The organism is Methylobacterium crusticola (assembly GCF_003574465.1).
GTDB classification, from domain to species: domain Bacteria; phylum Pseudomonadota; class Alphaproteobacteria; order Rhizobiales; family Beijerinckiaceae; genus Methylobacterium; species Methylobacterium crusticola.
This window is the reverse complement of sequence record NZ_QOWC01000267.1, coordinates 1-9,293: the sequence shown is the minus strand read 5'-3', so window position 1 is coordinate 9,293 and position 9,293 is coordinate 1. Positions and strand designations below refer to the sequence as shown.

Annotated in this window: 8 protein-coding genes; 3 read left to right on the top strand and 5 right to left on the bottom strand. The window is 75.1% G+C overall.

The window, feature by feature from the left end; translation table 11 throughout:
• Positions 1-124: 124 nt before the first annotated feature.
• Together DT057_RS32540 and DT057_RS32535 are read right to left on the bottom strand one after the other, a co-directional pair.
• Positions 125-466 carry a cupin domain-containing protein gene (locus tag DT057_RS32540; RefSeq protein WP_128566172.1) on the bottom strand — a complete coding sequence of 114 codons (342 nt, stop codon included), beginning with the start codon at positions 464-466 and terminating at the stop codon, positions 125-127.
• A gap of 211 nt (positions 467-677) precedes the next feature.
• A complete protein-coding gene (locus DT057_RS32535; RefSeq protein ID WP_128566171.1) occupies positions 678-1,607 on the bottom strand; it encodes a LysR family transcriptional regulator in 930 nt (309 codons plus the stop codon).
• Positions 1,608-1,730: 123 nt separating this feature from the next.
• Here DT057_RS32535 and DT057_RS32530 point away from each other — a divergent pair, with 123 nt between their 5' ends.
• Positions 1,731-3,791: an oxidoreductase gene (locus DT057_RS32530; RefSeq protein ID WP_128566170.1), complete on the top strand. Its 2,061-nt coding sequence runs from the start codon at positions 1,731-1,733 to the stop codon at positions 3,789-3,791.
• 64 nt (positions 3,792-3,855) lie between these two features.
• On the opposite strand, the gene DT057_RS32525 is transcribed toward DT057_RS32530, so the two are convergent.
• Positions 3,856-4,749 (bottom strand): GNAT family N-acetyltransferase, encoded by an 894-nt coding sequence (locus tag DT057_RS32525; RefSeq protein ID WP_128566169.1) that lies wholly within the window; start codon positions 4,747-4,749, stop codon positions 3,856-3,858.
• 349 nt (positions 4,750-5,098) lie between these two features.
• On the opposite strand from DT057_RS32525, the gene DT057_RS32520 reads away from it, so the two are divergent.
• Positions 5,099-6,022, top strand: a complete 924-nt coding sequence (locus tag DT057_RS32520) for a 2-hydroxyacid dehydrogenase (protein WP_128566168.1) — start codon at positions 5,099-5,101, stop codon at positions 6,020-6,022.
• A gap of 40 nt (positions 6,023-6,062) precedes the next feature.
• Here DT057_RS32520 and DT057_RS32515 read toward each other — a convergent pair whose 3' ends face one another.
• Together DT057_RS32515 and DT057_RS32510 are read right to left on the bottom strand one after the other, a co-directional pair.
• Positions 6,063-7,340, bottom strand: coding sequence for an NAD(P)/FAD-dependent oxidoreductase (locus DT057_RS32515; protein WP_128566167.1), 1,278 nt, complete (start codon positions 7,338-7,340; stop codon positions 6,063-6,065).
• A gap of 196 nt (positions 7,341-7,536) precedes the next feature.
• On the bottom strand, positions 7,537-8,205 hold the full coding sequence (locus DT057_RS32510; RefSeq protein WP_128566166.1) for a haloacid dehalogenase type II: 669 nt from the start codon (positions 8,203-8,205) through the stop codon (positions 7,537-7,539).
• A 363-nt stretch (positions 8,206-8,568) separates the two neighbouring features.
• On the opposite strand from DT057_RS32510, the gene DT057_RS32505 reads away from it, so the two are divergent.
• Positions 8,569-9,293 (top strand): GNAT family N-acetyltransferase (locus DT057_RS32505; RefSeq protein WP_162501579.1); only part of this gene is annotated, 725 nt, incomplete at its 3' end.

Below are 9,293 nucleotides of genomic sequence, written 5' to 3'. Positions count from 1 at the left end.
TGTAGGCGATCAATCCTCATGAACATGACGGGCAGCTCTCCGGCTCAGGAACACCGGGGGGGTATCTGTTTCGCGCCTGCAAGGTTCCGCGGCGCGTCCCGGCGCCCGTTGCGGCCGGGCCCGCTCAGGGCTCGGGCCGGCAATGCACCGCGAGCCAGATCGACGGCGTCTCCGGGTCGGTCCACTCGACCCGGTGGCGGGCATGGGCCGGGATGAGCAGGTGGTCGCCCGGGCCGAGGAGCCGCGCCTCCGTCTCGCCCGCGACGCGCAGGCGCGCGGCGCCGGCGAGGAGCACGACCCACTCGTCCCACGGCTGGTCGTACCAGAAGCCCGGCGGGCTCGCCTGCCCGGTCGAGACGATGCGCTCGATCCGCACGGCCCGGCCCGCGAGGAGGTCGCGGACCTCCTCGTCGGGCCGCCCGAGGGGCGGCAGGTCGGCGAACAGGTTGGCGGTGGGCGGCAGCATCGCGGCGGTCCTGGTGCGGATGCGCCATTCAGCACGCCGCGGCCCCGCGGCGCGAGGGCGGCACGCCGGCGCCGCCACCGGACCATGCGGACCGGCCGGTCGGGGGCCGGCCCGACGCCGGCCGGAACCGGGACGCTCGAGGTCCCGCCGGTCGGGTCGATGACGAGGCGCGCCGACGGGCTCGTCCGGACGTCCCGACGCGGATCCGGCCTCACAGCAGGTGTTCGAGCCGCGAGAGCTCGTCGGCGGCACGCGCCGTGAACCAGTGCGCGATGTCGACGACGGCGGGCCTGAGCGGCCGCGACTTCGGGGCCAGCAGGGTGTGGTGGCGCCCGGTGCGGATCCTGCGGGCCGAGGCGGGCACCAGCGTGCCGCTGACGAGCGCCGTCGAGACGACGCTGACCCATCCGAGCGCGATCCCCTCGCCGTTGAGCGCCGCCTGGAGGATCACGGCGTAATCGGAGAACGCGTGCCAGACGCCCGGCCGGGCGCGCCGGTCGGCGGCGCTCCCGGGTCCCTTGCCCCAGAGCCGCATCGGGTGCTCGGTGAGGTGCAGGAAGACGTGCCCGCCCCAGTCGCCGTCCTGGTCCAGGGCGCCGCGCGCGCGAAGGTAGGACGGGCTGCAGACCGGGACGATGATCTCCGGCGCCAGGTCCCAGCGGTGGTACTGGCCGTCGTCCGGCATGATCCGCGTCGCGAGATCGACGTTGTCGGGGATGCCGCGCAGGAGGCCCGGGATGAGGTCGAAGCGCAGCTCGACGGCCGGGAAGGCCGCGTTGAACGCGGCGAGGCGGGGCAGGAGCCAGTGCGCGACGAACGAGCTCGAGAGCGAGAGCGTCACCACGGTCCTGGGCGGGTGCCGGCGGGATCGAAGCTGCGCCAGGGTGTCGGCGATGCGCTCGAACCCCTCGCGCACGGCCTGGACGAGCTCGTGCCCCTCGGCCGTGAGCTCGAGGCCGCGGGGCTTCCGGTCGAACAGCGCGACGCCGATCTCGTCCTCCAGCCGGGCGATGTTCCGGCTCACCGAAGGCTGGCTGATGTTGAACTCCTGCGCGGCCGCCGTGAAGCTGTTGCGGCGCGCGGCGGCCTCGAAGACCAGGAGCCCCCGCGCGGACGGGATCAGGCGGGCGAAGTGGGTCATACCCTGAGCGTATGGGCGGGGCCGCAGCTTTTCAATCTGGCCCCGGCGCGCCCGATCGCGGAAGCTGACCTCCGGGTGCCGCGGCCCGGGCCGCGGCACCGGGGCAGAGGAGTGAGGCCGCTCATGGACCACGCGCGTTCGGCGGGCGGCTTCCCGGAGCCGAACCGGGACCCGTTGCTTCAGCCGTTCCGGATCAGGAACGTGGTGTTCCGGAACCGGATCGTCAGCACCAGCCACGCCTCGATGCTCGACGACGGCGGGCTGCCGCTCGAGCGCTACCAGCGCTACCACGAGGTGAAGGCGCAGGGCGGCCTCGCCATGACGATGGTCGGCGGCTCGGCAATGACCTCGCCGGATTCGAGCTGGGGCGGCGGCCAGCTGGACCTGTCGGCCGACCGCGTCCTCCCGCACCTGCGCGTCCTGGCGGAGCGGGTGCACCGGCACGGCGCCGCGATCATGTGCCAGGTCTCGCATCTCGGCCGGCGCGCGACGGCCTTCGGGGCGAACTGGCTCCCGGTCGTCGCCCCCTCGCGGATCCGCGAGACCCGCAACCGGAACTTCCCGAAGGAGATGGACGAGGCGGACATCGCCCGCATCGTCGGCGACTACGCCCGCGCGGCGCGGCGCTGCGCCGAGGCCGGCCTCGACGGCGTCGAGACGGTCACGGGCGGCCACCTGATCGGGCAGTTCCTGTCGCCGCGCACCAACCGGCGCTCGGACGGGTTCGGCGGGACGGTCGAGAACCGGGCGCGCTTCGGCCTGATGGTGCACGAGGCCATCCGCAAGGCCGTCGGCGACGACGTCGTGGTCGGCATCCGCTTCGTCGTCGACGAGGGCGTCGAGGACGGGTCGGACGTCGAGGACTGCCTCGCCCTGGCGCGCCTGTTCGAGCGGGAGGGGCACCTCGACTTCTTCAACTGCATCTACGGCAGGATGGACACCGACCTCGCCTTGAGCGAGGACAACATGCCGGGCATCTTCCAGCGCAGCGCGCCGTTCCTCGACCACGTCGCGCGGTTCCGGCGCGAGGTCCGGCTCCCGCTGCTGCACGCCGCGGGCATCCGCGACGTGGCGACGGCGCGCCACGCCGTGGGCGCCGGCATCGTCGACCTCGTCGGCATGACCCGCGCGCACATCGCCGATCCGGACATCGTGGCCAGGATCGTCCGGGGCGAGGAGGCGCGGATCCGCCCCTGCGTCGGCGCGTCCTACTGCCTCTACAAGAAGGTGAACTGCGTCCACAATCCGGCGAGCGGGCGCGAGACGGTCCTGAGCCACACGATCGCGCCGGCGCCGCGGTCGCTCAAGGTGGTGGTCGTCGGCGGCGGTCCCGCCGGCCTCGAGGCCGCCCGCGTCTCGGCCGAGCGCGGGCACCGGGTCGTCCTGATGGAAGCGGGCGCCCGGCTCGGGGGCCAGATCCTGGTCGCCGCCTCCGCGCCGGAGCGGCGGGACCTCATCGGCATCGTCGACTGGCGCGTCGCCGAGCTGGAGCGCCTCGGCGTCGCGGTCCGCCTCAACACGTACTGCGAGGGGGCCGAGGTCCTGGCGGAAGGGCCGGACGTCGTCGTCGTGGCGACCGGGGGCGTTCCGGACCTCGACGGGCTCGACGGCGCCGAACTCTGCGACAGCGCGTGGGACGTGCTCACCGGGTCCGTCGCCGGCAAGGACAGCGTCCTCGTCTACGACGGGACCGGCCGCCAGGCCGCTCCGTCCTGCGCCCTGCGCCTCGCCGGGGAGGGACGCGCGGTCTCGCTCGCCACGCCCGACGAAGCCCTGGCGCTGGAGATGCCCTACACCGACAGGACGAGCTACCGGAAACGCCTCGCGCAGCAGGGCGTCCGGCCGATCGTCGACGTCCGGCTGATCCAGGTGCTGCGCGAAGGCAACCGCATCGTCGCGGTCCTGCGCAACGCGTATACGGGGCTCGACGTCAGGGTCGAGGCCGAGCAGGTGGTCGTCGAGAACGGGACGATCCCGATCGACGACCTCTACCGGGCCCTGCGCGACCTCTCGTCGAACCGGGGCGTCACCGAGCCCGAGGCCCTCATGGGCCGGGCCGCGCGGGACGGCGCGTCCGGGCGCGATCCGGGCTCCTTCGCGCTCCACCGCGTCGGCGACGCGGTCTCGAGCCGGGACATCCACTCGGCGATCTACGATTCCTACCGGATCTGCGCGGCTCTCTGACCCCGCCCCGATCCCGCACCGGGCCGCGCGCCCGGACGGGGCGGCTCCGCGGCGGCCGGCGTGCTCAGCCCAGGGCCTGGCTCGTCAGCGCGTAGGTGGCCGGCATCCCCCCCGACGCGCCGCCCCGGACGGGCCAGGGCCGGCCGCGCGACATGGTGGTCACCGTGTCGTGGACCGGCATCCCGGACCCCAGCACGAACGCCCGGAAGGCGCCCGTCCTCTGCCGGGTGTCCAGGCGCAGGAAGCAGCCGGCCCGCGCGGCGACGTGCGGCCGGGCCACCGCGACCGCGTCCGCGTCGCAGACGGCGACGAGCGGACCGATCACGTGGCCGCGCCCGAACGGGCGGCAGAGCGCGAAGGCCTCGACGCGGCCGGCGCGCAGCAGCACGGTCCCGGACGAGACCGCGAGGAGGCGGGGCAGGAGCACGCTCCGGGGCGTCCCGAACGCCTGCGCGTCGAGCCGGACCAGCGCGTCGAGGTCGGCGGGCTCGGCGGCGCGCAGGACGGTGCCGGGCGGGGGAGGGGCCGCCTCCGGCCGCACGGCGGTCCCTTGGCACTGGTACACCGTCGCCTCGTCGGCGAAACCGAGGGAGCGGTACAGCCGGCGCGCCGCGCGCGTCGCGTTGAGGCCGAGCGCCCGCCCGCCCAGGGCCGCGAGCGCCTGCTCCATCAGCCAGCGGCCCGCACCCTGCGCCTGGAGGCGCGGGGAGGTGATCACCATCCCGACCGTCGCGAAGGCCTCGGAGTAGGGAAACCACATCGCCGTGCCGATGAGACGGCCGATCTCGTCCCGGGCGGCGATCCCTCGCCCGGCCGCGATCAGCATGCGCCAGTCCTCGGCCCGGTGCGGCCAGCGCACGCCGACCGACAGGGCGTGCAGCGCCGCGGGATCGACCGCCGCGATGTCGAGCGCGGTGAGCGCGAAAGTCTCGATCCGAAGCGTGTCGGTGCCTGCCACCCGGTGCGCCGCCCGTCAGGAGCCCGGCCCGGAGGCCGGGGCCGTGCGGAAGTCCGGCGGTATTCTGGACCCGCCGCCGCCACAGACCGCGCTGCAAGCCGGGGATTTTCGCAACATTCCGCCGAATCGGCGCGGATCTTCGGCGTGCCGGACCGCGATCCGCACCTAGGCCGGCGCCCATCCGCCGGGTCAGCCGGCCCGCGCCGGGCCGGTCAGGGCGCGAGGGGGACGCGCCGGCCGCACCCGCCACAACAGCGCGATCTGCCGCCCGCCCGCGCGGCTTCGGTCCATCCTGCCGGCGGGCGCGGGCCATCGTGCCCCCATCGACATCGTCCGGGGCGCGCACCGCATGGCCTTCCTGTTCAACTCCGACGCCGCGCGCGCCCGGGTCTTCGCCGCCGAGTTCGCCCGCGAACTGCCGGGCCTGCGCTTCGTCACCGGCGAAGACCGGGTCGATCCGGCCGAGATCCGCTACCTCCTCACCTGGACCCCCCCGGAGGACCTGGCGCGCTTCAGCCGCCTCGAGGCGCTGTTCTGCATCGGGGCCGGGATCGACCAGTTCCGCCTCGACGCCCTGCCGGCGCGCCTCAAGGTCGTGCGGATGGTCGAGGAGGGCATCGTCCGCATGATGCAGGAATACGTCGCCCTCGGGGTCCTCGCGCTCCACCGCGAACTGCCGGGCTACCTCGCCCAGCAGGCGGAGCAGACGTGGCGGGCGCGGCCCGTGCGCCAGGCCGCGGAGCGGCGGGTCGGCGTGCTCGGCCTCGGCGCGCTCGGGCGCGCCGCCCTGGAGCGCCTGGCGCCGTTCGGCTTCCCCCTCGCGGGCTGGAGCCGCTCGCGGCGCGAGATCCCGGGCGTGAGCTGCCATCACGGCCCCGACGAGCTCGGCGCCTTCCTGGGCGGGACCGACATCCTCGTCTGCCTGCTGCCGCTGACGCCCGAGACCCGCGGCATCCTCGGCGCCGCGCTCTTCGCGGCCCTGCCGCCGGGTGCGGGCCTCGTCCATGCCGGGCGCGGCGCCCAGCTCGACGCCGCGTCCCTGATCGGCGCCCTCGATGCCGGCCGGCTCTCCGGCGCGGTGATCGACGTCACCGACCCCGAGCCGCTGCCCGCCGGCCATCCCCTCTGGACCCACCCCAAGGTGCTGCTCACCCCGCACGTCGCCAGCGTGACCCAGCCGGAGACCGCCGCCCGGGCGGTGATCGCCAACATCCGACGGCTGGACGCGGGCCTCGACCCGCTCGGGCTCGTCGACCGGGCGCGCGGCTACTGACCCGGCCCGCCGCGCCGAACCGCCACCCCGCGGCCTCGCCCTAGCGGAACCGGTCGAGCAGCTTGTAGTAGGTGCCCACCAGCGGCAGGAACCAGGGCTTGCCGAGATGGCCCGGGATCGCCGGCCAGGCGAGGGCCGCCGTCGGGTTGCGGTCGGCGCGGCCGAGGAGGATGTCGGCCATCACCACCCCCATATGCGTCGACATCTGCGCGCCGTGGCCCGAGTAGCCCATGGCGAAGTGGACGCCGTCGGCGATGCCGGCCCGCGGGAAGCGGTCCTTCGTCATGTCGACGAGGCCGCCCCAGCAATAGTCGATCTCGATCGCGGCGAGGTGCGGGAAGATCGTCGCGAGGCTCGCCCGCAGGATCGCGCCGCTCCTGGCGTCCGAGCGCTGGTCCGAGGTCGCGGAGAACCGCGCCCGGCCGCCGAAGATCAGGCGCCGGTCCGGCGCGAGCCGGAAGTAGTTGCCGATGTTGAGCGAGGTGACGTAGGTCCGGTCGCCCGGCACGGTGGCGCCCACCTCGGCCTCGGTCAGCGGCCGCGTCGCGATGATGAAGCTGCCGACCGGCACGAGGCGGCGGCGGAAATACCCGAAGGGCCGGCCCGTGTAGGCGCCCGTCGCCAGCAGCACCTCGTCCGCCGTCACGCCGCCGCGGGGCGTCTCCAGCGCGTGGCGGCTCCCCTGGCGCTGGCGCCCGGTCACCGGGGCGTCCTCGAACACGCGCGCGCCGTGGCGCGCGGCCGCCCCGGCGAGGCCGGTCACGAAGCGGCCCATATGCATCATCGCGCTCTTCTTCGAGAGCATCGCGCCGTGGAACCCGCCCGAGCCGATCTCGCCCGCGAGGTCACCGGCCGAGAGCAGCGCCGTGTCGGGATCGACCTCGGCGTGGACCGCCTCGAAGTTGCGCGCGAGGCCCGCCAGGTGGGCGGGCTTCGAGGCGAGCTTGAGCTTGCCCGAGCGCCGGAAGGCGCAGTCGAGGCCCTCGGCGGCGACGATCCCCTCGACCGTGTCGACGGCGTCGTCGAAGGCCCGGTACAGGGCCCTCGCGCGCTCGGGACCGAGCTCGGCCTTGGCGGCGAGGTAGCTGTGGGCGAGGCCGTTGTTGAGGTGGCCGCCGTTGCGGCCCGAGGCGCCGGCGCCGACCCGCGCGCCCTCCAGCACGGCGACCCTGGCGCCCGCCTGCGCGAGGTGGCGCGCGGCCGCGAGCCCGGTGAAGCCGCCGCCCACGACGGCGACGTCGTAGTGGCCCTCGACCGGGCCCGGGTCCGCGCCCTCGAAGCGCGGCGCGGTGTCGTGCCAGTAGGAGGTGAAGCGCATGATGCCGCCGCGCCGGGTGCGGTGTGCGGCGAGGCGGGATGCCGCCGCGCCGGGTGCGGTGTGCGGCAGGGCGGGATGCCGCCGCGCCGTCGGACGGTAGGGTTCGGCCCCCGCCGATGCGGGGGCCGGTTCGGCGAGCGCGGGCCGGCGCGGACTTGGCGAGCGGCGCCCGAGGGCCGCGCGACCGGGCGCCGCCCTAGAGCCCGACGACGCCGGGCAGGCCGGAGATGTCCTTGATCTCGACGTAGCCGTAGTACGGGTTCGCCGGCTCGTGCCCGCGGTTCACCCACACCTTGTTGGTGATGCCGAGGTCGTGGGCCGACATCAGGTCGTAGCGGAACGAGGACGAGCAGTGCAGCACGTCCTCGGGATTGCAGCCCAGCATGTCGAACATGTACTCGAAGGCGCGGAAGCGCGGCTTGTAGGCCCCCGCCTGCTGCGCCGTGTAGACCGCGTGGAAGGGCGCGCCGAGCTTCGCGACGTTCTCGAGGATCTGCGAATCCGAGGCGTTCGACAGGATCACGAGGGGGATCTCCCGCGCCACCGCGGCGAGGCCCGCCGGCACGTCGGGGTGGGGGCCCCAGCCCGGCACCTGCTCGTAGATGGCGCGGGCGTCCTCCGGCCGGAACGCGACGCCGGTCTTGCGGCAGGCGCGCTCGACGGCGTTGTGGACCACCGCGTCGTAGGGCTTCCAGTCGCCCAGGATCTCGTCGAGCCGGTAGGCCGCGAAGCTCCGGATGAACGCGGCCATGCGCGAGGGCTCGAGGCGGTCGCCGTAGAGGCCCTGCGCCGCCTCGGCCATCCGGAAATGGGTCAGCGTGCCGTAGCAGTCGAAGGTGATGTATTTGGGGCGAAACGCAGTCATGTCGCTTCCTCGCTGGAGCATCACCCGACGAAGGGACGGCCCCGCCGGCCGGTGCGGCACGATCGGATCCCCGACGCGTCCGGGGCGTCCTCTCCCCCGGGATAGTAGGAACCGGGCCCCGGGCGGGTTCACCGCATTGGCGGCGGCGGGAAGCAGATTCTTCCGTATCGTCGCGCCGGGCCGGCAGGGTGTTGCGGCGCCCCGCGGGCGCGGCGCCGCCGCGCCGACCGTCGTGCCGGCAGAAGATGCGGCGCGCTCGCCGGCGCGCGGCCGAAGATGTCGCGGGCCGCCGCGAGTCGGGTCCATCTCCTCCGGCGCCCGGCCTAATCCTCGATCCCGAGACAGCGCGCCGAGGGAACGAGGATGCAGAGCGTCGCCCCAGACCTGAGGACCTTCGCGCCGGCCCATCTCGACGGGGCCGTCGCCCTGTCGCGGGCGGCGGGCTGGCCGCACCGGCGGGAGGACTGGGCCCTGGTGCTGTCCCTCAGCGCCGGACGCGTGGCCCTCCTCAACGGCCGGGTGGTCGGCACCGCGATGACGACGACCTTCGGGGAGGCGGCGGCGGTCAACATGGTGATCGTCGACGAGGCGATGCGCGGGCGCGGCCTCGGGCGCCGGCTGATGGAGGCGGCGCTCGCCGCCGCGGACGGCCGCGCCTGCCGGCTGGTCGCGACCGAGGACGGACTGCCGCTCTACGAGAAGCTCGGCTTTCGCGCCGCCGGCGAGATCCTCCAGCACCAAGGCACCGCCGTCGCGGACGTCGCCCCGGGGCTGCGGGAGATCGCCTGGGAGGGCGCGCCGGTCGCGGCCCTCGCGGGCCTCGACCGGGAGGCCTGCGGCATGGACCGGACGGCGCTGCTCGCCCGCCTCGCCGCCGAGGGGCGGGTCGCCGTGCTGCGCCGCGGCGGCGCCGCCGCGGGCTTCGCGGTCCTGCGCCCCTTCGGCCGCGGCGAGGTGGTCGGGCCCGTCGTCGCGGAGACGCCGGAGGCGGCGCGCGCGCTCATCGGCTTCGCGATGGCGGCCCGCCCCGGCGCCTTCCTGCGGGTCGACACGCCGGCCGGGTCGGGCCTCGGGCCCTGGCTCGCGGC

Bases quoted from the DNA above. Each gene is read 5' to 3' on its own strand.
- DT057_RS32540 (WP_128566172.1), bottom strand. From the start codon at position 466: ATGCTGCCGCCCACCGCCAACCTGTTCGCCGACCTGCCGCCCCTCGGG.
- DT057_RS32535 (WP_128566171.1), bottom strand. From the start codon at position 1,607: ATGACCCACTTCGCCCGCCTGATCCCGTCCGCGCGGGGGCTCCTGGTC.
- DT057_RS32530 (WP_128566170.1), top strand. From the start codon at position 1,731: ATGGACCACGCGCGTTCGGCGGGCGGCTTCCCGGAGCCGAACCGGGAC.
- DT057_RS32520 (WP_128566168.1), top strand. From the start codon at position 5,099: ATGGCCTTCCTGTTCAACTCCGACGCCGCGCGCGCCCGGGTCTTCGCC.
- DT057_RS32515 (WP_128566167.1), bottom strand. From the start codon at position 7,340: ATGCGCTTCACCTCCTACTGGCACGACACCGCGCCGCGCTTCGAGGGC.
- DT057_RS32510 (WP_128566166.1), bottom strand. From the start codon at position 8,205: ATGACTGCGTTTCGCCCCAAATACATCACCTTCGACTGCTACGGCACG.